Annotated in this window: 18 protein-coding genes; 6 read left to right on the top strand and 12 right to left on the bottom strand. The window is 43.6% G+C overall.

Annotated elements, in window-relative coordinates:
- Nucleotides 1–13 precede the first annotated feature (13 nt).
- The 7 genes from mraY to mraZ are packed head-to-tail and all read right to left on the bottom strand — an operon-like array spanning nt 14 to nt 7,506.
- Nucleotides 14–1,096, bottom strand: coding sequence for a phospho-N-acetylmuramoyl-pentapeptide-transferase (gene mraY, locus GQS54_RS18170; protein WP_158771175.1), 1,083 nt, complete (start codon nt 1,094–1,096; stop codon nt 14–16).
- Nucleotides 1,090–2,505: a UDP-N-acetylmuramoyl-tripeptide--D-alanyl-D-alanine ligase gene (murF, locus tag GQS54_RS18175; RefSeq protein ID WP_166425350.1), complete on the bottom strand. Its 1,416-nt coding sequence runs from the start codon at nt 2,503–2,505 to the stop codon at nt 1,090–1,092. The genes mraY and murF overlap by 7 nt, the downstream gene beginning before the upstream one ends.
- Nucleotides 2,502–4,049, bottom strand: a complete 1,548-nt coding sequence (locus GQS54_RS18180; protein WP_166425351.1) for a UDP-N-acetylmuramoyl-L-alanyl-D-glutamate--2,6-diaminopimelate ligase — start codon at nt 4,047–4,049, stop codon at nt 2,502–2,504. The genes murF and GQS54_RS18180 overlap by 4 nt, the downstream gene beginning before the upstream one ends.
- On the bottom strand, nt 4,039–5,799 hold the full coding sequence (locus tag GQS54_RS18185; RefSeq protein ID WP_166425352.1) for a penicillin-binding transpeptidase domain-containing protein: 1,761 nt from the start codon (nt 5,797–5,799) through the stop codon (nt 4,039–4,041). Before GQS54_RS18185 ends, GQS54_RS18180 begins: the two co-directional genes overlap by 11 nt.
- Entirely contained in the window at nt 5,796–6,116 is a 321-nt protein-coding gene (gene ftsL, locus GQS54_RS18190) for a cell division protein FtsL (RefSeq protein WP_166425353.1), read from the bottom strand. The genes GQS54_RS18185 and ftsL overlap by 4 nt, the downstream gene beginning before the upstream one ends.
- Nucleotides 6,113–7,048, bottom strand: a complete 936-nt coding sequence (gene rsmH / locus GQS54_RS18195; protein WP_166425354.1) for a 16S rRNA (cytosine(1402)-N(4))-methyltransferase RsmH — start codon at nt 7,046–7,048, stop codon at nt 6,113–6,115. The genes ftsL and rsmH overlap by 4 nt, the downstream gene beginning before the upstream one ends.
- Nucleotides 7,048–7,506: a division/cell wall cluster transcriptional repressor MraZ gene (gene mraZ / locus GQS54_RS18200; protein WP_158771181.1), complete on the bottom strand. Its 459-nt coding sequence runs from the start codon at nt 7,504–7,506 to the stop codon at nt 7,048–7,050. The genes rsmH and mraZ overlap by 1 nt, the downstream gene beginning before the upstream one ends.
- Before the next feature lie 458 nt (nt 7,507–7,964).
- On the opposite strand from mraZ, the gene GQS54_RS18205 reads away from it, so the two are divergent.
- The 6 genes from GQS54_RS18205 to GQS54_RS18230 are packed head-to-tail and all read left to right on the top strand — an operon-like array spanning nt 7,965 to nt 13,974.
- Entirely contained in the window at nt 7,965–8,732 is a 768-nt protein-coding gene (locus GQS54_RS18205) for an SDR family oxidoreductase (protein ID WP_166425355.1), read from the top strand.
- The gene (locus GQS54_RS18210; protein WP_166425356.1) at nt 8,732–9,688 is read left to right on the top strand and encodes a 2-dehydro-3-deoxygalactonokinase; all 957 of its coding nucleotides are present in this window, start codon (nt 8,732–8,734) and stop codon (nt 9,686–9,688) included. The genes GQS54_RS18205 and GQS54_RS18210 overlap by 1 nt, the downstream gene beginning before the upstream one ends.
- Nucleotides 9,675–10,601: an SMP-30/gluconolactonase/LRE family protein gene (locus GQS54_RS18215; protein ID WP_166425357.1), complete on the top strand. Its 927-nt coding sequence runs from the start codon at nt 9,675–9,677 to the stop codon at nt 10,599–10,601. The genes GQS54_RS18210 and GQS54_RS18215 overlap by 14 nt, the downstream gene beginning before the upstream one ends.
- Before the next feature lie 60 nt (nt 10,602–10,661).
- A complete protein-coding gene (locus GQS54_RS18220) occupies nt 10,662–11,396 on the top strand; it encodes a FadR/GntR family transcriptional regulator (protein WP_240920003.1) in 735 nt (244 codons plus the stop codon).
- Between the two features lie 23 nt (nt 11,397–11,419).
- On the top strand, nt 11,420–12,913 hold the full coding sequence (gene glpK / locus GQS54_RS18225; RefSeq protein WP_166425358.1) for a glycerol kinase GlpK: 1,494 nt from the start codon (nt 11,420–11,422) through the stop codon (nt 12,911–12,913).
- Nucleotides 12,910–13,974: an aldose epimerase family protein gene (locus GQS54_RS18230; protein ID WP_166425359.1), complete on the top strand. Its 1,065-nt coding sequence runs from the start codon at nt 12,910–12,912 to the stop codon at nt 13,972–13,974. Before glpK ends, GQS54_RS18230 begins: the two co-directional genes overlap by 4 nt.
- Nucleotides 13,975–14,205: 231 nt before the next feature.
- Here the strand turns inward: GQS54_RS18230 and GQS54_RS18235 are convergent, their stop codons facing one another.
- The 5 genes from GQS54_RS18235 to GQS54_RS18255 form a co-directional block, all read right to left on the bottom strand.
- Nucleotides 14,206–14,838, bottom strand: a complete 633-nt coding sequence (locus tag GQS54_RS18235; RefSeq protein ID WP_166425360.1) for an antibiotic biosynthesis monooxygenase — start codon at nt 14,836–14,838, stop codon at nt 14,206–14,208.
- A 336-nt stretch (nt 14,839–15,174) separates the two neighbouring features.
- Entirely contained in the window at nt 15,175–16,413 is a 1,239-nt protein-coding gene (locus GQS54_RS18240) for a DUF1533 domain-containing protein (protein WP_166425361.1), read from the bottom strand.
- Between the two features lie 344 nt (nt 16,414–16,757).
- Complete coding sequence (locus GQS54_RS18245; protein ID WP_166425362.1) at nt 16,758–19,793, bottom strand: sigma 54-interacting transcriptional regulator; 3,036 nt, start codon at nt 19,791–19,793, stop codon at nt 16,758–16,760.
- Nucleotides 19,790–21,562 (bottom strand): EAL domain-containing protein, encoded by a 1,773-nt coding sequence (locus GQS54_RS18250; protein WP_166425363.1) that lies wholly within the window; start codon nt 21,560–21,562, stop codon nt 19,790–19,792. The genes GQS54_RS18245 and GQS54_RS18250 overlap by 4 nt, the downstream gene beginning before the upstream one ends.
- Complete coding sequence (locus GQS54_RS18255) at nt 21,552–26,060, bottom strand: hybrid sensor histidine kinase/response regulator (protein WP_166425364.1); 4,509 nt, start codon at nt 26,058–26,060, stop codon at nt 21,552–21,554. The genes GQS54_RS18250 and GQS54_RS18255 overlap by 11 nt, the downstream gene beginning before the upstream one ends.
- Nucleotides 26,061–26,298 lie beyond the last annotated feature (238 nt).

The following is a 26,298-nucleotide window of genomic DNA, read 5'->3' on the forward strand; positions in this document are numbered from 1 at the left end:
ACGTCACTATCCCTTAACGTAATTTCAAGGTGGCTAAGCCCACCAAGACTAAAATGAGTGAAATGATCCAAAAGCGCACAATAACCCGCGGCTCAGGCCAACCTTTTAATTCGTAATGATGGTGAATGGGGGCCATACGGAATATCCGCTGACCACGCAATTTAAATGAGCCCACTTGTAAAATCACGGATAGGGTTTCGGCCACGAAGACACCGCCCATTATCACTAATACAATTTCTTGACGGACCAACACAGCAATAATGCCTAATGTCCCACCGAGTGCGAGAGAGCCAACATCGCCCATGAAGACCATCGCTGGATAGGTGTTAAACCATAAAAATCCGAGACCGGCACCAACGATCGCAGTACATACAATCACCAGTTCGCTGGTCAACGGTAAATACGGAATATTCAAATATGCGGAGAAGTTAATATTACCTGTGGTGTAAGCAAAAATAGCAAACGCACCAGCGACTAAAACAGTTGGCACTATCGCTAGGCCATCAAGCCCATCGGTAAGGTTCACCGCGTTACTGGTGCCAACAATCACAAAGTAAGTCATAACGATAAAGAACAAACCCATTTGCGGCATTACGTCTTTAAAGAAAGGTACTAACAAGGCAGTTTCAGCAGGATCTTGTTGACTAGCATACAAATATAAAGCGACAGCAATAGCGATCACTGACTGCCAAAAGTACTTCCAACGAGCGATTAAACCTTTGGGATCCTTACGTACAACCTTTCGATAGTCATCTACAAAACCTATGATGCCGTAGCCTACAACAACACTTAAGGTCACCCATACATATCGATTTGAGAGATCGGCCCACAATAAAACGCTTATCACGATTGCCGCTAAAATTAATAGCCCACCCATGGTCGGTGTACCAGATTTAGCTAAATGTGACTGAGGACCATCATCTCGTACAGTTTGGCCTATTTGCATGGTTTGCAACCAACGGATCATCCTTGGACCAATTAAGACCGCGATAAGTAAGGCCGTTAGCGTGCTTAAAATGGCACGTAACGTTAGATACGAGAATACTCGAAAGCTAGGTTCGTATTGCTGAAGCCAATCGGCCAATAACATCAACATGCTATAAGCTCCCTAAACCGTTCAAACTTTCCCACGGGGGATGCCTCCAAAGCCTTAACAACTAATTCCATTCGGGCACTACGAGAGCCCTTCACTAAAATACTAATGTCACGTTTCTCCGCTGCTAATCTTTCGGCCAGCGCCGCTACTAATTCGTTTTTATCACTAAAATGGCGACCATTATTTTTGTATACATCACTAGCGCTTTGACTTAAGACACCTAGGCTGTATAAATCGTCTATGCCTTTTTCCTTGGCATATTCACCCACTTGCTGGTGATAAAAGCGTGCTCGCTCTCCAAGCTCAGCCATATCCCCCAGTATGAGTACTTTACGACCAGCGAAGCTGCCCAGCAAATCGATAGCTGCATTTACCGAGGCCACATTAGCGTTATAGGTGTCGTCTAATACTTTTACTTGTCCAGTTAGTTGCTTAACCTGTAAACGCCCGCTCACCTGGGCCATATACTGTAATCCGTCTTTAACGTCTTGTAAGTTAGCGCCTACTTCAATGGCAAGGGCTGCTGAAACCAGTGCATTACTCACATTATGTAGACCTGGTAACGGCAAGGAGATGGATACTTTGCCAATTGGCGTTACCATCAGAAAGTCCGCACAACCATTGAGTCCCATGACCACATCCTGCGCATAAAAATCTGCTTCATTTTGCATCGAAAAACACTGGTTTCGCAGGTGCTCATACTTACCATGCCAAAACGAATAGAACTGACTGTCAGCGTTAAAAATGGCCAGCCCGCTTTTACCCAAGCCTTTAAATATTTCGCTCTTGGCTCGGGCTACACCTAATAGGCTGCCAAATCCCTCTAAATGTGCAGCAGACGCATTGACGATAGTCGCCACATCAGGCTTAACCAAATCAGTGGTGTAGGCAATTTCACCTAAGTGATTCGCCCCCAGTTCTACCACAGCAAATTCATGATCGGCTTCAAGGCGCAACAGGGTTAACGGTACACCGATGTCGTTATTAAAATTGCCATTGGTAGCCAACACTTTGCCCCTTCGCGCTAAAATTGCGGCAACCATTTCTTTCACTGTTGTTTTTCCGCTGCTGCCAGTAATGGCCACCGTTTTCGGCGCAACTTCAGCCTTTATAGCTTGACCTAATAGACCAAGGGCAACTTTGGTGTCTTGAACCACTATCTGAGCCAAAGGCGTATCAATTTTATGACTTACAATTACCGCTGTCGCACCGCTTAATCTGGCTTGTTCAACAAACTTATGTCCGTCGAAATTTGGCCCATGTAAGGCAATAAATAAATCGTTACTGTTGATATGGCGAGTGTCTGTACTCACTCCCTGGATAATTGCGTTTTCAGCGATACTTTGCTCATTGCAAATGAGCTCGCCTTGCACCTGCTGGGCAATCCATACCAGTGAAACGGGGATCATGTGATGTTCCTCTCAAGCAATTGTTGAACGTATTCTCTTTCATCGTAAGCAACCGTTTCGTTGCCAATAATTTGGTAATTTTCGTGACCTTTACCTGCTACCAAAACAATGTCTTCTGGCGCCGCTAAGGAAAGTGCCTTTTTAATAGCGTCTTTACGGTCAAGTACCACGTGGATTTGTTCTGGGTGAATACAGCCCGCTAAGATATCGTTGGCGATAGCAGAGGGATCTTCCGAGCGACTATTATCATTCGTAATGATCGCTATATCCCCGAAGGTTTCAGCGACTTCACCCATTAGCGAACGCTTTCCTTTGTCACGATCTCCACCACAACCAAATATTGCTATCAAACGGCCTTCGCTGTGGTGACGCAATGCTAAAAGTGCTTGTTTAAGTGCGTCAGGTGTGTGGGCATAATCAACCACCACAATCGGAGAATTTTCAGTGCTGAAACACTCCATGCGCCCTGCTACCGGTACCAATTTATGGGCGACACTTGCTATATCTTCCAGTGATTCACCTAGGCACAATTGACTGGTAATAGCAGCCAGCGCATTAAAAATATTAAAACGTCCCAGCAAGGAAAGCTGTATTTCGCACGTACCCCATGAACTCACCACATTAAAGCGGCAACCCTGGCTAGAATATTTGATGTTCTGAGCGAAACACATATGTTCAGTGGTGGGTAAAATTAAACTATCGTCATCGATACCATAGATAACTGGCACAACCTGCAAAGGCATATGCTTAAGCCAATGTTTGCTTTCATTTTCATTGGCATTTAGTAAGACAAATTTTAGCTCTGGTTGATTTAAAATCTCACGTTTTGCCTGAGCGTAAGCTTGCATGGTTCCGTGATAATCTAAATGGTCACGGGTTAGGTTTGTTAGCACAGCAACGTCCATTTTCAATGCAGCAATACGGTGCTGTACCAATGCATGGGAGGACACTTCAAGGGCAACTTGCTTGATACCGTCGTGCGCATATTGCGCCATCAACTTATGCATTGTGATAGCATCAGGCGTGGTATTAAGTGTTTCCCCGAATGATGAACATCTGCCTTGGGAGTCAATCTCCCCCGAACCAAGTGTACCAATTGAGGCGGCAGGCTTATTCAATAACGCAGCCAATTGACTGGTCAGTTGCACCGTTGAGGTTTTACCGTTAGTGCCTGTTACGCCGATCACTTGTAATTGCTTAGCCGGTTGACCATAAAACGCAGCCGCTAAAGCAGATAAGTGCTGAGTAAGTGCGTAAAAATGCACAATCAAAGATTGCTCGCGCATACTCGTTTGCCCATGCTCTTGGGGTAAATTACATTCGGCAATAATCACTTTCGCCCCAAGGCTAATCGCCTGAGGAATAAAGTCACGCCCATCACGGGCATGGCCCTTTAAAGCAATAAAAGCACTATGAATAGCCACTTCACGACTGTCTAAAACTAAAGACTCAATCGGAATATCGGCGGTAATAATGCCAAATTGTGCTAAAAGCGGTTGAATGCTCTGAGCATGATTGATTATACCCAGCGTGTTATCCAGCATCAGACGTCCTCGTAACAGAGGCTAACGAAGAAACTGTTTTATCATCAGGTGGAACATTAAGTAACTGTAAGCTGTTAGACATGATTTTTGAGAACACAGGTGCAGCGGTATCACCGGCGTAATAAACGTCACCCCGAGGTTCATTAATCAATACCACGACCGCTAGTTGAGGATCTGAGACCGGTGCAACACCAGCAAATATACTCACGTACTCTTCACCATAACCACCCGCTACCGCTTTGCGACTTGTACCCGTTTTACCCGCCACACGATAACCCGGCACACTGGCCTTAGTGCCTGAACCGCCTTCGTTCACCACACTTTCCATCATGGTGAGAACCTCTTTCGCAATATTTTCGCTAAGTACACGTTCTTCAGGAACTTTTTGGTCACTTTTAATCATGCTTAAAGGACGCTTAATCCCGCCACTTCCCAATATGCTATACATTCTGGCTATTTGAGCTGTCGTAACCGATAAACCATAACCAAACGATAGGGTAGATAATTCAAACTCTGACCAGCGACTACGCTCGTGAAATATTCCACTACTTTCACCAATCAAATTTGAACCTGTGTCACTCATTAATCCCATGTTGTAGTACTGATCAATCAAGAATTGCTTAGGGACAGATAGGGCCAGCTTCGACGTGCCCATATTGCTGGATTTACGAATAATGCCGGTTAAGTCTAGTTTTCCGTAATTATGTGAATCACGAACCATACTTCCGCCAATGCGCATCCAGCCTGGTGAGGTATCAATAACGGTATTCATTTCGACTGAACCGAATTCAAGGGCGCTTAGCACAGCAATCGGTTTAATAGATGAACCGGGTTCAAATGCGTCAGTAATGGCACGATTACGTATTCTATGCCCCGAGACGCCACTACGATTATTTGGGTTGTAGGACGGGTTATTAACCATCGCTAAAATCTCACCGGTCTGTACATCCACAACCACAGCTGAAGCTGACGTCGCTTTGTAATATTGCACCGCTTTCTTTAATTCTTTGTAAGCAAAAGCTTGAATGCGCTGATCGATAGTCAGCTGAATATTTTTAGGCTCTTCGCCAGCTTCTTGCTCTAAAATTTCTACTTGTCGGCCTTTACCATCACGACGGATTTTACGGCTACCGGGTGTACCTTTTAGCCAAGCGTTATAGAGTTTTTCAACACCTTCGATGCCCTGATCATCCACATTGGTAAAACCGATCAGTTGAGCGGACACTTCACCCGTGGGGTAATAACGGCGAGATTCATCACGCAGATACACACCACTTATCGACAACTGGTCAACATAATCAGCCATGGCAGGTGACACTTGACGTTGAATATAGACAAAACGTTTTTTAGGATTTTTTACTCTAGAAATCAGCTTTTGATAATCTTGCCCTAACACATCTGCTAATGCCTGCCAGCGACGCGTATCTTTCAACGAGCCGTTTTCAACAATCGTTTTGGGATCAGCCCAAATCGCCCTAACCGGAACACTAACGGCCAATTTTTGCCCATTACGGTCGGTGATAAGACCTCTATGCACAGGCATGTTTTGCGTGCGCATCGTACGATTATCACCCTGTTGAATAAGCAAATCAGGGTCAATTACCTGGATATAAACCGCCCGAGCAGAAAGCCCAACAAACACTAACATAATGACGCAAACCACGACCAAATACCGCCACTGTAGCCCAGTAGGCGCGATATTTTGCTTCGCTTGTTGGTTACGTTTTTTGTTAGTGTTCACGCGGCTCATTTAATTCTCACCACCACTTCTTCATTCGCATCAGGACGTCGCATACCCAACTGCTTGGATACTAAATTTTCGATGCGGTTATGTTCGGTCAGAGCGCTTTGCTCAAGTATTAAGTTTCGCCACTCCACGTCGAGCAAATCTTTCTTCTGCATTAGGCGTTCAAGCGCAATAGACGCTTGACGATTATGGTGTGCAGCAAGGATCACGGCACCGGCACTGACCAACAGTGATAAAAACAACAAAACCCGCACGGGATGGCGGGCTAGGTCAGTAAACAAAAAACCAACGAGATGAAAGTTTGTGTCTTGAGCACTCATAACTTTTCAGCAACCCTGAGAACTGAGCTACGAGCGCGCACATTGCGCGATAACTCATCGCTCGACGGTTTAATCGCTTTGCCAATCGCCTTCATGGCTTTATGAGAATCTATTTCCTGTTGCATGATCGGCATATTATGCGGCACCTGCAAGCCACGACTTTGCTCACGTATAAAACGTTTCACCAAACGATCTTCCAATGAATGGAAACTGATCACTGACAAACGTCCACCTGAAGCTAAACTGTTTAAGGCCGCTTTCAGTCCGGTCCGAATTTCATCTAATTCACTGTTAATATAGATGCGAATAGCCTGAAAACTGCGGGTTGCAGGGTGCTTAAATTTATCTTTTACCGGAACGGCTAAATCGATTATGTGTGCCAATTGGGCAGTGGTCGTTATCGGTGCTTCTTGGCGAGCATTCACAATACCGTGAGCAATACGTTTACCGAACTTTTCTTCACCAAACTCTTTTATTACTTGCGTAATATCTTGCTCTTCAGCATGCGCTAACCATTGGGCGGCACTTAGTCCTTTAGTGGGGTTCATACGCATATCCAATGGCCCTTCGCGCATAAAACTGAAACCGCGTTCAGCTTCATCTAATTGAGGAGATGAGACGCCTAAATCCATCAAAATTCCATCAATTTTGCCATGTAAATTCAGTGATGTTAGTACGTCTTCCATCTCCGAAAAATTACAATGATGAATGCTAAAGCGCGTGTCGTCGGCGAGTACTTTAGCTGACTCAATGGCTGCGGGATCACGGTCAAATGCAATAACCCGACCTTTAGCTGAAAGATGAGACAATATTTGCTTAGTGTGACCGCCGCGTCCAAAGGTAGCATCGAGATAAATGCCATCCGGTTTTATGGCTAAACCGTCAATGGATTCTTGTAATAGTACGGATAAATGTGATGATTGAGTTGTCATTAGAGTGAGAAGTCCTGCAAGCGCTCTGTTAATTCGAAGGCTGCTTCTTGCTCAGTCGCAACATCTTGTTGTATTTGTTGTTGCCATACACTGTGATCCCAAATTTCGAATTTGTTCAACTGGCCAACCAACATAATCTGTTTGTCTAAATGGGCATGTTCGCGTAGAGGCGCAGTTAATAGAAAGCGACCACTCTTATCCATTTCACCTTCGGTTGCATAGCCCAACAGCAAACGTTGTAATCTGCGCTCATGAGGGTTCATACTCGACAAGCGTGATAACTTCAGTTCAATTTCTTCCCATTCAGCAAGAGGGTAAAGCAACAGACAAGGTTGCTGGGTATCGATAGTGCACACCAGCTGCCCCTGACAATCATCCAGCAAAGACTGACGATACTTAGTTGGTATCGTTACCCGTCCTTTAATATCAAGATTGATTGCATTAGCGCCGCGGAACATTTCCCTAGCCTCTTATTAGTCAGTTACGTAAATTGAACCATTTTTCATGGAATATAAGCTTTAAGATCCACTTTTTGCCACTTTTACCCACGATGCACAGTTTAGGTACCTCATGTCTATCATGTCAAGGGATAAAGTAGGCAAATTGAGATTGCCCTAAGCCACAGAATTCAAGGCTTAGACTAAAGTCACTGATAACTGAAAGGAATTCCAAAAAGTGACGCTTTTTAGCATCACCAGAGATGAAAATGACACACTGTACTAACGTTAAGGTAAGCAATTCCGGCGATTTTTTAATCACAAGAATGGAAAATAAGATTAAATATGTAAATAAAATGGGTTAAATTTGATAATTAATAATATTATAATATATATAAACATACGAACTGATGGCATATTTGGGATTGGCTCACCAGTTTGCTTATAATAGCTATTCAAATAATACCAATGAGTTAGTTATGCACAATTACGCAACCTACCCAAGCCTTGCAGGCAAAGTTATTTTAATTACCGGTGGCGCTACCGGTATCGGCGCGGTCATGGTTGAAGCTTTTATAAAGCAAAATGCAGCGGTTATTTTTGTAGATATACAAAAAGAAAAAGGCGATGCGTTATGCGAAAAATTAGCTCACGAGTTGGGTAGAACACCTGTGTTTAAACATTTAGACACCACGAATATAGACGCACTGCAAAGTTTTATCGCAACCATAAGTCAATCTCACCAACGACTTGACGTGCTAATAAATAATGTCGCAAATGACACACGCCATTCTCCCTTAGATATTGACCAGCAAGGCTGGCGAGACTGCATGGCGGTTAATTTAGATTCTACTTTTTTTGCCTGTCAAAGTGCGATCCGCCTTATGCGTGAGAACCGTAGCGGCAACATTATTAATATGAGTTCTATTAACGTATTGATTGGGCCGAAACAAATGCCCGGATATGTTGCCGCAAAAGCTGCGCTAAACGGCTTAAGTAAATCATTGGCGAATCAATACGGGGAATACGGTATTCGGGTAAATACTATTTTACCCGGTTGGGTTGCCACAGATCGCCAGCTTGCGTTGTGGCTGACAACTGAAGCAGATAAAGAATGGCAAAAATCAGTGGCACTTCGTGGGCGCTTAGAACCCATACACGTAGCGAATATGGCACTGTTTTTAGCCGCAGAGGATAGTGCCATGATTACGGGCCAACAATTTGTAGTTGATGCAGGGCGTACCTGATGAATAAACAATCAGATATTATTATTCTAGGTGACTGGGGAACCAGTGTATGTCGTCTCTATTTATGCCGCTTTTATCAGCAACAATTAACGGTTCTGGCCCGTACCCAAGGTATGGGAATCAAATACATTAGCAATCCTGAAACCCGTTTTTTCGAATTATGCCAGCCTTGGATTGATCAATACGGCAATATACCGGTATTTTTAATTGGCGCGGTGGGTTCTGACATAGGTTGGCAGCCAACCGATTATGTTGCCTGCCCAACAGATAAGACTAATCTTTTGGCTATGAGTAAAAAGTTTGCTGCTCGTGGCTTAGATATCACGATACTACCCGGTATTTCATGCGAAAACCGCCATCACTTACCCGATATAATGCGCGGCGAAGAAACACAAATCTTCGGCTTTTTATCTCAGTTGCCAGATAAGGCTAACAAGCGACTGATTTGTTTGCCAGGTACACACACAAAGTGGGCGCTGTGCGAAGAAGAAACCATTACGTCTTTTATTACCAGTCCGGTAGGTGAACTATACGAAGTGCTCAGTCTACATAGTGTATTACTTGGTCCCGCTGCAGAGCACAGTTGGTGTAAAAGTAGCTTCACCAATGGTCTTCGTATCGGTATGCATCAATCGAGTAATTTACTGCATACCTTGTTTGCAACCCGTGCCTGTCAAGTTATCGAAAAACGCACTAATACCGAGGCTGCGGGCTATCTATCCGGCTTATTAATTGGTTCCGATGTGAAGGCCGCGGTACAAGATTTTGATATCTATTCCCATGTGGTCGTTATCGGTTCTGATCACATTTGTAGCTTATATATTGAAGCACTTGAGTATATCGGGATCAGCACGGAGCATTTCAGTAGCGAAGATGCCACCTTACTAGGATTGCAAACATTAGCCTCCGCAAACTGGGCTGACATGGCCTCTGGCGTCATAAATGGGCAATCCTAGTATGCTTAACAAGCTCATCTTGGTTGACACGCTATCAGTAGGCAATCGTCTCGGGGAAGGGATTATATGGGACGTTCGTCAGCAATGTGTGTTCTGGACTGACATATTGGGCAAACACTTTTATCGTTGGGACTTTAGCGGCAAGTTAGCAGAATTTGCTTGCCCAGAACGGTTATGTGCATTTGGGTTAACGACCGATCTCGATTGGTTTATTGCAGCCTTCGAGTCAGGATTCGCCTTTTTTAATCCCGCAAGTCAACAGACTCAATGGTTAAGCAAAATCGAAGCTGACTTGCCCTACACTCGTATGAACGATGGCAAGGTCGATCGCCAAGGACGTTTCTGGGCCGGTTCAATGATCGAAGATAACAACATAGACCCGAATACCCTGCCATTAGGTAAGCAAGCTAGCCTATACCGGCTACAAGAAAATGGTGAAGCTCGCGCTATTTTTGACGGGATATCTATCTCCAACGGTTTGTGTTTTAGTCCAGACAGTAAAACTATGTACTTTGCCGACTCGGCCGAGCAACGAGTCTGGCGAAGTGACTTTAATGCACTAGACGGCGAACCAAGCCCCAGAGAAATATTATTCGATACCTATAACAATGCGTTTCCAGACGGTTCTTGCATTGACAACGAAGGCTACCTTTGGAATGCTCAGTGGGGAAGTGCTTGTATTAAGCGATACTCCCCTTCTGGAAAGCTGGATTTCTCTTTACCGATTCAATGCCAACAACCTTCATGCGTCAGCTTTGGAGGTCCCAATCTTAATCACTTATTTGTTACCTCTGCAGCTGATGGCTTGCAAACAAATAATAGTGAGTTACACAATAATGATGGTGCAGTATTTATTTATCACACACCATTTCAAGGATTAGCTGAACCCATATGCACGTCACCAAAACGATAACTATGCAATCGATTAAGTGGGCTCGAAAAATTAAAATAACAACGCAAAGCGGAAATTAACATGGCAAGTAGAATGTTTAGCGGGAACTTTACCCGCCATATAGTCCAGTCTTTAGGCAAAGCAATCGCCTTAGGTGAATACCCCCAGGGGCAACCATTATTGGCTGAAGCAGCACTTTGCGAGTCTTTTGATGCTAGTCGCACAGTATTGCGCGAGGCAGTAAAAATGCTCACCGCCAAAGGCATGTTAGATGCAAGACCAAGGCGCGGCACTATCGTTCTGCCCGAATCTCAATGGAACTTGTCTGATCCTGATATTCTAAATTGGTTATTAAACCGCAAAGGTTCGTTACCTATTATCTCTGAGTTCGCTGATATGCGCTTAGCGATAGAGCCAGCGGCTGCGGGGCTGGCGGCAACTAATTTAACGGAAGATAATCGTCAAACCTTACTAGCGGCTATAGAGCGAATGAAAGCGGCCGCTAGAGGAGAGGATGATCACCTTGATGCTGACATCGCTTTTCATGTCGGTATTTTAGAAGCGAGCGGGAATCGATTTTTCTGGAATATGCGCCATACAATTGAAGTAGCATTGCGTTTTAGTATTCGAATTACCAACCGCTTCAAAGGTGTCGATCGTGCTAGCGTGGCAGATCATCAGGAAATTCTTGATTATATTTTGGCCGGAGACCATCAGTCGGCCGAAAATCAAATGCGCAGTCTATTACTGGAGGCTAAGACTCTTTTAAACAAAGCGCTCGATGAAGAAAAAAATAAAAAACCACAACAAAATTAACCTGTAAAAGGACCGGAGTTGCGATGCGGATCAAAGATTGTATTTTAGCCATTGACCAAGGCACTACCTCGACTCGAGCGATTATATTTGCTCCAGATTCCAGTATTATTGCCGTTGCACAACAAGAGTTTTCACAGCTTTATCCGAATGATGGCTGGGTGGAGCATAATCCTGAAGACATTTGGACATCAACCATTGTGGTATGTCGTCAAGCGATCTCAGAGGCGATCGCCAAAGGTGCCAGAATTGCTGCTATTGGCGTAACCAATCAGCGAGAAACAACCGTCGTATGGGATAGAAACACCGGCCAAGCTATTTACAACGCGATTGTTTGGCAAGATAGGCGTACCGCACAGACCTGTCGCGAAATGCAAGATAAAGGTTTATTCGAGGTGGTTAATTCACGCACCGGTTTGCTGCTCGACCCCTATTTCTCCGCCACAAAAGTGGCATGGATTTTAGATAATGTCGATGGCGCCCGTGAAAAAGCAGAAGCGGGTGATTTGGCGTTTGGCACCATAGACTCTTTCCTTATTTGGCGCCTAACCGACGGTCAGATGCACGCCACTGACGTGACTAACGCCAGTCGTACTAATCTTTTCAATATTCACGATATGGCGTGGGATGAGAAGCTACTTGATGTATTCAACGTACCTAAATCGGTACTTCCTGAAGTCAAAGAATGTGCCGACGATTATGGTCATACCACAGAAGATTTATTCGGCTTTTCATTACCCATACTTGGAGTAGCCGGCGACCAACAAGCAGCGATCATCGGTCAATGCTGTTTCAAAGAAGGCGCTATTAAAAGTACTTATGGCACCGGTTGCTTTGTTATGCTCAACACAGGAAAAAAAGCGTTTAATTCAAAAAATAGATTACTGACAACAGTGGCCTACACCATTAAAGGCGAAACGCATTACGCCTTGGAAGGCTCAATTTTTATCGCTGGAGCAGCCATTCAATGGTTGCGTGACGGCCTAGGTGTTATTAAAAGCGCATCAGAGACCGAAGATTTAGCCAAGTCATTGGATTATGAACACGGCGTATATATGGTCCCAGCATTTGCCGGATTAGGTGCACCGCACTGGTCACCAGACGCTCGGGGGGCTGTATTTGGTCTGACCCGAGGCACAACTAATGCACATTTTGTGCGCGCCGCCCTTGAATCAGTGTGCTATCAAACCTCTGACTTACTGCACGCCATGGCCGAAGACGGTGTATCGCTAGATAAAATTCGCGTCGACGGTGGTATGGTGGGTAATAATTGGTTATGTCAGTTCTTAGCTGACACGTTAGATGTCACCGTTGAGCGGCCTAAAATTATGGAAACTACCGCATTAGGCGCTGCTTATCTTGCCGGTTTACAAGCAGGAATATATGAATCTTGTGAGCATCTAGCCAGTATGAATGAAGTTGATAATAGTTTTACAGCGCAAATGCCATCGTCCCAACGCCGGACATTAATAGCAGGTTGGGAAAACGCCGTTCAAAGTACCTTGGGATATTCTAAATGATCAAAAAACGACTCTTCGGTACGCTTCCTGATGGGCAAAAAATTACTGAATATACCTTGGTAAACGCGCTAGGTATGCAAATCGACATTCTCGATTTAGGCGGTATTATTCGGCGCTGGTTAGTACCAAGTAACGATGATAAACAATCCCATATCGATATTGTATTAGGCTTTGACTCGCTCGATGGTTATATCGCCGATGAAGCCTATTTAGGTGCGATAGTTGGCCGTTACGCTAATCGTATTGCTAAGGGTCAGTTTTCGTTGAACAACCACACATACCAGGTGGATGTGAATCAAGGCGGGAACTGTTTACACGGTGGGCGGGATGGCTTTAATGGTCGTGTTTGGCACGCGCAAACTATTGATAGCGAAAGCGAACCCACTTTGGTATTAAGCTTAGTCAGCGACGACGGCGATCAAGGTTTTCCCGGTACGTTGCATGTCAGTGTTACATATACATTGAGTGCCACAGGTTTAAAAATTACCTATCGAGGTAAAAGTGATCAAGATACTGTTTTTAACCCTACCCAACACAGCTATTTCAATTTAGCAGGTCACAGCAGTGGGTCAATTGAAAATCATCAGGTGCAGATCCTTGCTGGAACCTATACCCCTACAGATCAACACGCGATCCCCAGCGGCGAGATAGCAGATGTAACAGATACACCATTTGATTTACGCACGCTAACCACCTTAAAAGGGCCTCTGCAATCAAATCATGCACAAATAAAGTTGGGTAACGGTTTTGATCACAACTGGTGTCTAGATAGCTATCAACCCAATATGACGCAACCTGCTTTAGTGGCCAAAGCATTTGAGCCTGAAAGTGGTCGAACGCTTACTGTGCATACCACCATGGCGGGCATGCAGCTATATACAGCAAACTATATTGGCCCTGAGCCTATCGGTAAAGGTGGGACTGAATATCAAGGCAAACATGCCTATTGCTTCGAAACTCAGTGTTACCCCGATTCGCCCAATCATGCGCAATTTCCTAGTGCGACACTAAAAGCCAATGAGGACTATTATTCAGTTACTGAATATAAACTGTCGTTATAGTCGTTCAGTATATTGATAGCAGGTGACTAGTGAAAAATAAGTCCCTAGATGTTAAAAACGCTGCTTATAAGCAGCGTTTTTAACATTGATGACAAAATTCGTGTTTTTAATCGCTTTGCATGTCCTTCACTTTTGACTTTCTTCCCTTATAACGTTTTCTAGCGAAGTTGACTAACGCAAGTACAATAATCACGCGCATTAAACGTCAACACCAAAAAGTGAGTCACGAGATTAAATTTCGGTGACAAAGTGCATGTATTGCGCTAATTCACCCACCACCGCTTTTTCCATCAACTTACCGGTATTTACTGCATAAGGTTGATTAAAATGAATGTCCCAAACATCAGATTCTTTACGCCAATGTTCATAAACCACCAAGGTGTCGTCTTGCCCGTTAACGGTATAAAGATCGAACACGATATTTCCCGGTTCTTCTTTGCGGGTATGTTTAATATGGGTGGTAAATTGCGTCAGCAATTCACTACGATACTCCGGCTTAATTTTGAAGATAAAGAAAATGCTAAATACATCATCTTCAGGCTGTGCATACTTAGGATTATTTTCATGTAACGGTGCGGGTGTTGTGTCATTCAACTTCATAACCTCAACGGGTGCATTAAGGGCTTTATCCCCTAAGCTAAACACCTCTTTGGTGTACGGCTGTAGACCATGTTCAGCGAGTGCTTCAGCACTTTCCCAGCGCTCATAAGCAAAAAATTTTGTCACCGCCTGTTTGCCCTGAAATAGGCGTATTTCAATTAAACCGGCCTCGTTACTCGCACCTAACTGATTAAGCTTCAGTGCTTGTTTGAAGGTCTCTACATATTTAGGTTTCACATCAAATTTGACTATTTGCGTTAGCATGCACATATCCTTTTCATATACAGTTCATTGGAACACACACGTTTTTCTATACAAACACGGTGTGAAAGAAAGTAATGAAAGATTAACGGTTATAAATACTTTAAAAAGTGGGTAGACAACGAAATACTTTCAATAAAAATTTGAAAAATTACTCACTCTGTATTTATCTATTAATACTTAAAGAATTAGGCTATGAGAATAATTAGCTATTTGTCAGTAAACAAATATACCCAATAAGCGTCGTAAAAAAAACCTCAGGTTCAGGCTGCCAACGCCTGAACCTTTTATTAGATAGTTATACATTTAACGTATTGAATACAACTAGAGTATTGGCCGCTATAGTGTTTTTTCAGGCGAGAAAAAGACGCTCCAATTGCTCGATAACTCGAGATTAAAATTATCGATGTTAAGATTAAAACGTCCGGTGGTACCAATAAAACGTGTATTGTCCCACTGATCTTTAGAGATTAACGCGATAACATTATCTCCCGATCGAAACATACCATTTGGTACCGCTATTTTTATCGGGTTTTGTTGCCAATCTGTGGCTTCTAACATCTGCCCATTAATGTAGATTTGCTTAATTTGATTGGCTTGGCCAACACTCAAACTTACAACCTGGGGATCAATAGCAAAATGTACGTGTTTACGTACTACCAAGGGTTCATTTTTAGGAAGTTTCTCTAACGACGTTAAGTTAACCAACGGCCAAGAAGAATCATCAAACTGTTGTTGTAAGAATTCACTTTTAATCTGACTGGGCACACTCTTGGGTTTATCAATTATTGCCGCTACAGGTTTTAGCTTACGGTCGGTCTTAGCAATGTTATTAGAACTTGGTTTTTTCTCAACAATTTCCTTTGTCACCACCGGCGCTTTCTTGATATCGGCTCGCCCTATAATGATCCCGTTAACTTTTTCATTGTGAGTGCCGTCAGTCACCTCCAATTGAAATGGCCCCCCCGCATTTTGAGCAGGCATGGTCACGCGCCATTGCCCATCACGTCCAGCGTGGACTCTCGCCATGGTAAAGGTTACTTGCTCTTTAATAAGCTTTATATCTATCGATCGTCCTGGCTCAGCAAGCCCGCTGACATCAATGGCTTCCCCTGGTTGCAGCAACATGTCATCACGTAAACGGGTCGTGAGAATAATGCCCCCTTTGGGATTGCGCCCCTTATAATCATCTTGACCAATATAAATGTCATTTATGACTTTGCTGCGATCGTCATCTGATATTTTTAGCTGGTAAGGTCCGCTGGGGGGTTGCTCATTTAGAGATATATTCCAATTACCGTCACTATTTACCGTCACTCTAGCCATAGTGACCGTTACGTTATTTTTTACCAACTTTACATCTAAAGTTCGACCGTTAGGCGCCTGCCCACTAACCTCCAGCATTTTATAAGCGGGTAAGGTCATTCCGTCTACAAAGCGTTCAGATAGGACAATATCACTGGTATCAGCCCCATGAGCCTGACGGATAACGCTGAAAATGCATCCCAGTAGAACGGGTACAATAAAAATCTTTACCCAACCTAATCCATTACTCTGTATTGCCTTGTGGCTCCACATTCGATTTATTTCCTCTTGAGCATGTCGCCAAGTCGATACGTTCGACGAATTTTTGCATTTTGTTAAGTAGAAAAACTGAAATCATTATTTGAGTAAATAATGAAACAACATTGGAGTGAAAATAAGCTTAAACTACTGCTATGACACAGTTAACAGCAGATAAGCACTCACTTACCCACCTTTCACCCTACCGTCGTTATCCGCTAATCAGGCATACCTATAAACAATCTATAAGTATACCTTAAGCAAACTTCGCGCCGAAAATAGAATTTACTATTATTACAACTTTATACAAAAGTAGTTGAATCAGTCGGCAATATTGCGTAGCTGGGGATCAGCTCAATTTACAGCGATTCTTGAGTTTGCTGGATGATTTTACGTAATGTAGGTTGCGTCACATCTAGTAATTTTGCTTTGTACTTTTGGCTAATATCCAACTGCAGCACGATTGAGTGCAATGACGTTTCAATGACTGGCCAAAGCTTACTGTGCTTATCGCTCTCAAGTATTGAGGCTAAAAGGTGATTACACTGGGAAGTGAATTCGATCAACTCCGCCTGCTCAAAAGGGGTCGCATTTAGCTTGGCGTAACGGCGTCTTATCGTCGACTCAGATTGATTTAATTGCTGGGCAACTTGATACAAACTGCCCCACTTAACGACGCACTGACCTAACCATAATTTCTCTAACCAACCACTTACCGAAAACATATCAATATGCTGGCTTGCCACTTCGACCACCTGAGTCAATAGTGCGTTAATTTGCATTACATCGTCGCTACTCACATGACCCAAAGCGCCTGATAGCGCTCTAGATGGACTCAGTATCAACGGCACTGTAGATTTAACACCTTGCTCTTCGTTCTGCAAAATAAGATGCTCAGGCTCGATGTAGCGCCCCGAGCAGAGTATAACTGCTCTCATCATGCAATTTCTTAACTCCCTTACATTACCCGGCCATGTATAAGCGCGAAGTTTTTCTTGGGCAGCCTCAGAAAAATCGTTGATCTCTTTTTTGTACTGTTGACTAAATTTGCGCAAAAAGTGACGGGACAACAAGATAGGATCATCACCGCGCTGATTCAACGTAGGTAAATTCAAAGTAAAAACATTGATTCGGTAATATAAGTCAGCCCGAAAACGTCCTTGGGCGACTTCATCAGGTAAATTACGGTTTGTTGCTAGCACTAAACGAACATCGACTTTTCGAACTCGTTGATCCCCCACCGCCACAAAGGTCTTCTCCTGTACAAAACGCAATAACTTAGACTGGATATCTAGGGGCAATTCCCCCACCTCATCCAAGAATAAAGTGCCGCCATCAGCCTGCAATATTTTGCCTGGCTGATCACTTGTCGCCCCCGTGAAGGCCCCTTTGCGGTGCCCAAACAACTCACTTTCAATAAGATGCTCGACGATTGTAGAACAATCTACGGTAATAAAGGGTTTATCAGGATGTAAGCTATGGTTGTGGAGTTGTTGAGCAATGACTTCTTTACCTGTGCCCGATTCGCCAATAATAAGCACTGATGCATCGGTCGGTGCGACAAGTTGCATCTGCTGCATAAGGGTACGCATGGCGGCCGATTCAAATAATAACTCATGGCCGTCTGATTGCTCTTTCTCAGTAATACCACGCCTATTTTCATCTTGTTCAAGCAACATGATGCGATCAATTGCAGCGGCCAAATTTGGCGCAACTTGTTCAAGTTGGTGAGTACATTTTAGTACTCGGTCTTGTGCTTGAGGTTGCCAACACACGACTAATACCGCTAAACATTGATCCCGTGTCACAAGCGGAATAACAGCACTACCAAAAATGGGGTGTTGAGCAACCTTGTCAATCACACCATTTCCGCGAGGCTTAAATTTAACCGTTTTTTTAACCCATTGATGAATAGCCTGCGAATCAAAGTCTGCATTAGTAGCAGTGCATGTTAAATTGACGAGCTTATCGGTTTGAATGGTGTACAAACCTGCAAATTCACTTTGTAAACCCGTGCTCAATAATTGACATACCTCGGAGGAAAATGTCTGCAATGAGTGAGTACTGCCTATTAAACGAATAACGTCCCATTGTAATGTCATCAACCTAAAATCATCATTGGGTGCTTGGGAGAACTTACCGCTCATGCGATCCAAATTAGCTAATATATTGGCATCGAATTGTGGTTGCCAGCTCACTAGCTTTCCACCACCAATACTTCGGGCAGCTTGCATAGCGGCGTTTGCTCGGCGGAATAATTCTAGCGGTGATTGTTCACCTAACTGCTCTTCGGCATCTAAAGATGCCAGCCCAAAACTGAACTCTAGCTTTAGTTTCTTTTTCGAAAAGTACGAGTTGCGCAAGACTTGCAACATCCGAGCAGCTAAAACTTGCCCTTGTTGTTCATTTGTTTCAGGCAAATGCGCAGCAAACACTGCACCACTATAACGACTGGCAAAATCATTTTCACGCAAGACGCCAGATACGCGGTGCATAATCTCATTTAGTACTTGATCGCCAATCTCTCGCCCATGAATTCGATTAACCTCTGAGAAGTCGTCTGGGTTAATTAGCAGTAAAGTAACAGGGGTCGTTTGCTCGCTAAGTTGCTCCGCCCATTCATGGCTTTGCCAGCGAGCCACTTGCCGTAAAATCAGCAAGGTCTCATCATTAGGTAACGGTCCTACAAACCCATCGACCATCATAACAACCTTATCCAACTGGATGGGAAAAGGCGGTAATCGGGTCATTGAGTGGGTATGGCTCAAGTCAGACAAAATATTCTGCATCCGACTTTTCGCCGTGTTTGATGGAATATGTAAGCTGGTCAACCAATGTTGTCCCAACGCTGATAAGCCTTTAGTCCCCATTAAAGACATTAGCTCTAAATTGATATCAATGATATTACCCTGTGCATTTAAGGTAAGTGATAAGTCCCCTAAACAGTCAGACAACAAGGCCAGTTTATGCTCTACATACTGTTTGTCTTGGCTAATATTAATCTGTTGTTTTAACAGATTTAACATCACTTTTAAGACCCCACAGGCTCGCCAATCAACAAATAAGTGCCCAGGTATAATCTGACTGTCTTGTAACCCCCTAGTATCAGCTGATAGCCAATAGACTTGTCGCTCTAGCAATCCGTAATCTTCAGTCAATGCAATAGCATGCTCAGGGCTGTCGCAAGCAACAAGTAGCGTGGGCTGCGCGCTGTGGTTTGCAGATGCAGTGCCTGGCCCCATTAACGCTAGCTGCACAACGTCAAGCTGAAACTCTGTGTTCATAACTTGCTGCTGAAGTTCTGTTATCAGCGGGTTGTCAGTTGTCTGGGCATACAATAAAATATGTTCGAAGTCGTCAGCTATACGCGAAAGAACTGGGGATATTTTAATCATATTTCTGGCATCAAATGGTTAAAGCTCTGTTGTAATAACGGAGCGATATACTCCGCCGCCACAGGTCGCGAGAAGAGATATCCTTGCAGCAATAATTTTTCGGTATTTTGGAGGATTTTTATTTGACTCGTGTATTCGATACCTTCCGCTATCACCCCAAGCTTCAAGCTTGTGGCCAAAGCTAATATAGCCTCAACAATCGCCCTATCATCCGGTGCTGAATTCACATCACACATAAAGGAACGATCTATCTTGAGAATATCGATAGGGAAACGTTTTAGGTAACTTAACGAAGAATAGCCTGTGCCAAAATCATCCACAGCAAGCGATATACCGAGATTTTTTAACTCAATCAAGCGAGCAATGTTCTCTTGTGCATCACTCATGATCACCGATTCAGTCAATTCTAATTCCAATAACGACGGGGGTAATTCACTCTTTGCTAATACGCTCGCTACGATTTTCGTAAAATCAGGTTGTCGAAACTGATGTGCTGACACATTAATCGCAATGCGCACCGGCGTACCCATGTCGACCCATTTCTTAGCCTGGTGACATCCCCGCTCTAATACCTGACGTCCCAGTTCGTTTATCAGGCCTGTTTCTTCAGCTATAGGAATAAACTCATCAGGAGGAATAATCCCTCCTTGCGCTGGAAGCCAACGAACCAGTGCCTCAACCCCAACAATTTTACCCGATTGAGCACATATCTGTGGCTGGTAAAATGGCACGATCTCGTCATTTTTTAATGCCCGGCGTAAGTCTTGCTCAAGCTGTAAACGAGCTGCCGCTTTGGCATTCATTGAGTCTTGATAAAATTTGTAGCAACAACGACCTGATTGCTTAGCAAAGTACATGGCAGTATCAGCATTCTTAAGCAGCATTTCAGCGTTTTCACCATCGTTAGGAAACATTGAAATACCGATACTAGGGGTAATCACCACCTCATATTGCTCTAACTGAAATGGCTTACTAAAGCTACGGATCACGCGTTCGGCCACCAGCGTCGCTTCGTTAGGGTCATTTAAATGGCTTAAGAAAATAGTGAACTCGTCACCGCCAAAACTGGCTAACTGAGGCTCATCAGACTCAAGGACGCTACCCACTCGGGCGAACATATCGCTGTCTCTTAGATTGGCTTGTAATCGATGTGCAACCTTGCGTAATAACTTGTCGCCGTAACTGTGACCCATGGTATCGTTGATCCGTTTAAAGCGGTCAAGATCGATAAATAACATGGCAGCTTGATATTCATTTCGCTTAGCCATCGCTAAAAATCGATGTAAGTCTTTCATCAAATACTGGCGGTTGGGTAAACCTGTTAGGGTGTCGTAAAATGCGAGTTTATGTAGTGCTTGTTGCTGAATAACCAAATCAGCAAAGGCCTGACTGGCACGAAGAATATACTTGACCCGTTCACCCAAAATAGGCCACTTGATGGGTTTAGCGATAAAGTCAGTCGCACCAACGGCATACGACTTATGAATCGATTCTAAGTCATCTGAACCTGTCACCATAATAATAGGAATATGTTTGCCTTTTTCGTGTGCACGAATATATTCACATACTTCAAAACCGTTCATTTCCGGCATAGATACGTCCAACAACAACAACGCTGGGCTATGTTTCTCAAACTGTTCGATGGCTCGTTTACCATTTTCGGCTTCAAGCACTTCAATGGTGTCGCTGGCGAGAGTTTCTTTCATAAGGATACGAGCAGTGAGATCGTCATCACTGACTAAAATCTTAATTTTTCCTTCAATCGACATGTCTAAATGCTTCCAATTTCTCGCAACTGATAGTAAATATCGACTGAATGCGCTGTGCTAACGAGGGTATATCGCTCCCTTGAGTATTCTTCATTTTGCCTTCTAATTCCTTACACAATTCGTATAAGGCTTTGGCACCTGAATTTCCAGCCATAGATTTAAGTGCATGGGCAATTTCGCCGATTGCGGTAAAATCAGGCTCATCAAGGTTAACTTGCTCGTTCAGTTGGGCGACCAATTTTTCGGCTTCTTGCCTAAAAGCATCCAATACGCGGTCAAATACAGGGTTTCCAGTGTCACGAGAAATTTTGAGTAAAGTTTCAACGGTTCCCATATCTAATAAGCTCAGCGCCTCAGTATCATCGGGCGCAGACTCATGTTCAATATAGCTTTGTGTTGTTTGGCCTGCGTTGGTGCTCTTGGGGCCATTTGGAACCGGTAGATAACGCAGTAACATTTGCTCTAATTCTTGCAAAGAGAAAGGTTTAGACATGACTTCATTCATGCCTGAATCTAAGCATTGCTGACGCAAGTTATCGCCCATACCAGCCGTAAGGGCAACAATGGGTATATTTGGCCAATTATTACGGATCGCTTTAGTTGCGGCATAACCATCCATCACTGGCATTTGACAGTCCATTAGGACTAAATCGGGTTGCTGTAAATTCACTTGTTCAACAGCTTCTGCACCGTTATCGGCCAACCAAGCTTCACAACCTAACAGTCCCAGCATACTTTTAGCAACTTCTTGATTCGTTAAGCTATCTTCGGCTACCAAAATATTTGCGTTGAATTTCTGATGATTACGATGATCTTCATCTAGGCGTTTTTGGTCTTCATTTTCAATGCCCAAGGCACGGCACAAACTCTGATGCAAACCTCTAAAATGTACGGGTAGAGGTAATATATTACGCTGATCATTTTCTTGCCATTGAGATGTAGGCAATAAACAAATCCAATTTTTCAGGTTAATCCCTGATTCTTCAATGGCTGTTTGGTACTCCGATTGGCTTATCCATAAACCATTTTTAGCCGATGCCAACTCGGATTTGATCCGTTGTACATGCACGACTTTAATGTCTAACTTACCCAACATCGTTTCAATAGACTTACCAAGGCCCACGGTCAGATGAACCAAGTGCACGGTAGGACAATTATCAATTGGCTCAAGTTGAACCAATGAATTTTCAGTTAACGGTAAATCAACCTCCAAACTAAAACGACTGCCCTCCCCTATATTTGATTGCAGCCCCAAATTGCCCCCCATCAAGGCGGTTAGTTGCTTGCAAATAGCTAAGCCTAAGCCAGTACCACCATATTTACGTGTGGTGGAAGCATCCGCCTGCGTGAACATTTCAAACACTTTTTGCTGACGATCTGGCGCCATACCAATACCGGTATCTTGCACGCAAAACACAAATCCGCTGTATTGTGTATCACTCAATTTCCGTTTCACTGCAACATCGTGACAAGGTACTCGTCTAATGCTCACATTCACCTCACCGCGCTCGGTAAACTTAATGGCGTTACTGGTTAGGTTAGCAATAATTTGGCGTAATCGTGCAGGATCGGCATAAACCTGAGGTAATACTTCATCTGACAAAATAGCATTGATATGCAGACCTTTATTGTAAGCCGCTTCGCTAAACAGGTCGCACACTTCTTCAAGCAAGGCTTCTAAATCAACAGGCACCGATTCTAATGCTGCTTTGCCCGCTTCTAATTTTGAAAAATCTAAAATATTATTCAACAGATCAAGTAGCAATCGACCGGACCGATATACTAACTGGGCAAAATGCTGTTGTTTGGGTTTTAAATCTGAACTTAGCAGCACCTCCGTCATGCCAAGCACACCATTCATAGGAGTGCGAATTTCATGGCTCATGATGGCAAGGAAGTCACTTTTCTCTTTACTTGCTTGTTCTGCAAGTCTGCGTGCTTTTTCAGTTTCTTCCATGGCATGTTCGAGTTGGGTGTTGGCATGGCGCAACTCTTTAGTTCGCTCTTCTACTTTTTCTTCCAGTTCAATCAAACGTTGCATTTCGCGCAACCGTTTTTGCCGATATCGCCACACTATATTCAATATAATCAGCAATATAATAAACACATAGAGACTATAGGCCCACAATGTTTTCCACGGTGGCGGGAGCACAGTTATTGGTAATGCAACGCCTTCAGTATTCCATAAACCTTGATTATTACTCGCTTGCACTTTAAGTTCGTAATCGCCAGCGGGTAAGTTAGTAAAGGTTGCTAGACGCCGATGCTCCAATTCAATCCAATTTGGATCCAGCCCTTCGAGTTTGTAGCGGTATTCATTTAAACCAGGCGCATTAAAATCTAGTGCCGCAAATTCAAAGGAAATAAAATAGTCTTTATAGCCCAGCTCTAACGCTTGCAAGCGTTGATAAGGCACATCAAACCACACCTGTTCATTGAGCTTTTTGATACGCACTAAGACAACAGGCGGTATAATATCACTGTCTTTTATGTCATCTGGATGGAAGCGGATCATGCCTTCGTTACCGCCGAAGTACATATTCCCTTGGCTGTCTTTAAACCCGGCACCGAAATTAAACTCACTTTCCTTCAAGCCTTGCGAAGTATCGAAATGGCGCACTTTACCATTAGCAGGATCTAGCCGTGTTAAGCCAGCTGTGCTGCTTAGCCATAAATGGCCTTTGTCATCATCTAATATGGAATAAATATGACTGCTAGGCAGGCCACTAAAGCTGTCATAGTGGGTGAAATTATTATTTAAAGCTGCAATATCCCTCTCCGACCATTGATTCAACCCTCCACCTTGCGTTCCTACCCACAATTGCGCTTTTGCGTCTTGATAAAAAGCCCACGCCATTGATGCAGATAAACTATCAAAGTTATCAGGTTGATGCTCAATGTGATCAAAATCCAAAGTCACTGGATCCAGCAAATTTATGCCCGAAACCGTACCAACAACCATTGTTCCATCAAGAAGTTGATAGACCGCTAATACACGATCATTATTAAGGCTTCGTGGATTATTTTCATCAAAGCGGTAGTGCACAAAATCTTTACTGCCGGCTGGTAAATAGTTTACCCCACCACCAAATGTACCTACCCAAACATTGCCTGCATTGTCAGGGAATACACTCGTGACACCATTAAAACTTAAACTCTTGGGGTTTTCTGGGTCATGCACAAAGTACTCTATTTGCTGGGTATCGACATTAAGTCGCCCTAAGCCACCCCCTCGGGTGCCAAACCACAACATATTATTATCACCACGCACGGTCATGACTCGTACATCACGTAGTGCTGGAACACTATCTTTATTTATGACTTGCTGTACTTCTGCGTTGCTGTTTAATCGGGTTAGACCGCCATAGGTTGCCACCCAAATAGCGCGCTCTCCAATAGACGATTCTGTTTCAGCAAAACCGAGAACAACCTTGCTAGCCAAACCTTTTTCAATGTATTCGAAGGGAACTTGGATACTCTTGGTAATACCATTGTAGGTACCAAACCACAGCAAGCCTGATGAGTCCTGTAAAATCGACAGTATTTTATCGTCACTCAGTCCATCATCAATATTAAAAGTAGTAAATGTATCCCTTCCATCCCAAAGACTCGCCCCTGCTTCGGTTCCGAGCCAAATACGTTGATGCTTATCCTGATAAACGGTGTGCACTAAATTGGCGGCTAAACTATTTGGCTGACCATCATGGTGTTGCCAATGAGAAAAGTTCATACGCTGGGGATCAAGCACGCTAACGCCCGCATCATGACTGGTCACCCATAACCGCTGTTGAACGTCGACGAATAACTGTGTTAACCGATCGCTAAATAAAGGCACGCTAGCGCCAGTATGAAGTCGTGTTAACTCTTTCGTTTTCTTATTTAACTTAAGTAAGCCATTACCGTCTGTCGCAAACCAAATATTATGTAAATCTTCAACGATGGACACAATGGCCGCATCTTTATCTAATTTAGGCAACAGGGCTCGCGTATCGAAGTGTTCAAATTGCATATCTTGCGGGTTGAAGCGACTGAAATTGCCGTTACGATAGCCTATCCAGATGTCACCTTTAGAATCTGAATAAAGTGACTGCAGTCTATTGGAAGTAGGAAAAACTAAAGAATTGTCAGCTTCTTGCCACGAGGAAAAGGTTTGCTTCGCAGCGTTAAATAAATTGAGTCCACCGCCATCGGTAGCAATCCATAGACGTTTATCGTTATCCTCTAAGACCGCCCTTACATTATCAGAACTAAGCGAATCAGGTTTGCGCGGATCATGTACAAAACTAAGTAGTTGATAACCGTCATAGCGGTTCACGCCTTCTTGGGTCACGATCCATAAGTAACCCGTGCTGTCTTGGTATATTTGGCGAACGGTTTTTTGTGACAATTGTTGGTTTAATTCAGCTGGCGTAAAGCTAAAGTTTGGGGTCTCAGCAGCGTGAATACCTAAGCTAAAAGAGAGGAAGCATACTAACCAAAAAATACCGTTTCTCAACATACCTGAATTACATCTTATTCTTCTTTTGAAAATAGACTACCGCAAAGCCCACTCTATGCCAACAAATAGCCTCTAATACAACTACTTGCCATACACACTGAAAAGCATAAGAGTTAAATATTATCTGTTTTCGAATTAGAAAATTTAGTTAAAGTAACAGTGAGGGAAAAATGATTGTAAGCGTCTGGTGATCCCACCTAGCGTTTAGCAAATTCCCATGGTAACAGGTGGTCGATGC

This window comes from Paraglaciecola sp. 20A4 (assembly GCF_011378905.1).
In the GTDB taxonomy this organism is placed as follows: Bacteria; Pseudomonadota; Gammaproteobacteria; order Enterobacterales; family Alteromonadaceae; genus Paraglaciecola.

Coding starts and splice junctions, on each gene's coding strand:
- murF (WP_166425350.1), bottom strand. CDS start 2,505: ATGATCCCCGTTTCACTGGTATGGATTGCCCAGCAGGTGCAAGGCGAG.
- GQS54_RS18180 (WP_166425351.1), bottom strand. CDS start 4,049: ATGCTGGATAACACGCTGGGTATAATCAATCATGCTCAGAGCATTCAA.
- GQS54_RS18185 (WP_166425352.1), bottom strand. CDS start 5,799: ATGAGCCGCGTGAACACTAACAAAAAACGTAACCAACAAGCGAAGCAA.
- glpK (WP_166425358.1), top strand. CDS start 11,420: ATGCGGATCAAAGATTGTATTTTAGCCATTGACCAAGGCACTACCTCG.
- GQS54_RS18205 (WP_166425355.1), top strand. CDS start 7,965: ATGCACAATTACGCAACCTACCCAAGCCTTGCAGGCAAAGTTATTTTA.
- GQS54_RS18230 (WP_166425359.1), top strand. CDS start 12,910: ATGATCAAAAAACGACTCTTCGGTACGCTTCCTGATGGGCAAAAAATT.
- mraY (WP_158771175.1), bottom strand. CDS start 1,096: ATGTTGATGTTATTGGCCGATTGGCTTCAGCAATACGAACCTAGCTTT.
- GQS54_RS18215 (WP_166425357.1), top strand. CDS start 9,675: ATGGGCAATCCTAGTATGCTTAACAAGCTCATCTTGGTTGACACGCTA.
- mraZ (WP_158771181.1), bottom strand. CDS start 7,506: ATGTTCCGCGGCGCTAATGCAATCAATCTTGATATTAAAGGACGGGTA.
- GQS54_RS18235 (WP_166425360.1), bottom strand. CDS start 14,838: ATGCTAACGCAAATAGTCAAATTTGATGTGAAACCTAAATATGTAGAG.
- GQS54_RS18245 (WP_166425362.1), bottom strand. CDS start 19,793: ATGATTAAAATATCCCCAGTTCTTTCGCGTATAGCTGACGACTTCGAA.
- ftsL (WP_166425353.1), bottom strand. CDS start 6,116: ATGAGTGCTCAAGACACAAACTTTCATCTCGTTGGTTTTTTGTTTACT.
- rsmH (WP_166425354.1), bottom strand. CDS start 7,048: ATGACAACTCAATCATCACATTTATCCGTACTATTACAAGAATCCATT.
- GQS54_RS18255 (WP_166425364.1), bottom strand. CDS start 26,060: ATGTTGAGAAACGGTATTTTTTGGTTAGTATGCTTCCTCTCTTTTAGC.
- GQS54_RS18240 (WP_166425361.1), bottom strand. CDS start 16,413: ATGTGGAGCCACAAGGCAATACAGAGTAATGGATTAGGTTGGGTAAAG.
- GQS54_RS18250 (WP_166425363.1), bottom strand. CDS start 21,562: ATGTCGATTGAAGGAAAAATTAAGATTTTAGTCAGTGATGACGATCTC.
- GQS54_RS18220 (WP_240920003.1), top strand. CDS start 10,662: ATGGCAAGTAGAATGTTTAGCGGGAACTTTACCCGCCATATAGTCCAG.
- GQS54_RS18210 (WP_166425356.1), top strand. CDS start 8,732: ATGAATAAACAATCAGATATTATTATTCTAGGTGACTGGGGAACCAGT.